Raw genomic sequence first — 501 nt, 5'->3', positions numbered from 1 at the left:
TCGCCAAAAGGACGCGAAGGCCTCCGCAGAATCGTCTTAATGCCCTGATTAGCTTCGGAAATTCTCTGCTTTACGTTACCGTTTTAAGTGAGATCTACAGAACGCACTTAGATCCCAGAATCGGTTTTTTGCACTCTTCCTGCAACATGGTCAAGTTGCCTTTTCTATTGCGCCCGAAGCGGAAATCCTCGCCGACCACGATGCCGTCGATCCCAAAGTCATCGTTGAGGAATGCGAGGAACTCTTCGGGTTCTATGTCGTTCCAGGGTAGTTTGCATAGGCCGGCCAGGGAAAACCATAGGCGGAAGTTGGGAAAGTAATGGAGCGCCTCGGCTTTGTCCTCGAACGTCGGCAGTTGCTTGTTTACCATGTTCACAAAAAGCGACAAAGACCACAAAAACCCAAGCGCAAGAAGGATTAAAAATGCCCAACGTAACGTTATAAAAATACCGCTTCCTTTAAGTAGGTTGCCCCACAATCCCTTAACGGCGCTACCCCAGC

1 pseudogene is annotated in these 501 nt (G+C 49.3%); it reads right to left on the bottom strand.

Annotation, left to right across the window (positions count from 1 at the left end):
- Positions 1–94: 94 nt before the first annotated feature.
- Positions 95–501, bottom strand: a pseudogene (locus EZM41_RS11005) (aldehyde ferredoxin oxidoreductase C-terminal domain-containing protein); the annotation flags it as partial.

The organism is Acetomicrobium sp. S15 = DSM 107314 (assembly GCF_016125955.1).
Taxonomy (GTDB): domain Bacteria; phylum Synergistota; class Synergistia; order Synergistales; family Thermosynergistaceae; genus Thermosynergistes; species Thermosynergistes pyruvativorans.
Note: the sequence above shows the minus strand (reverse complement) of the source record. Positions and strands in the feature narration are given on the sequence as shown.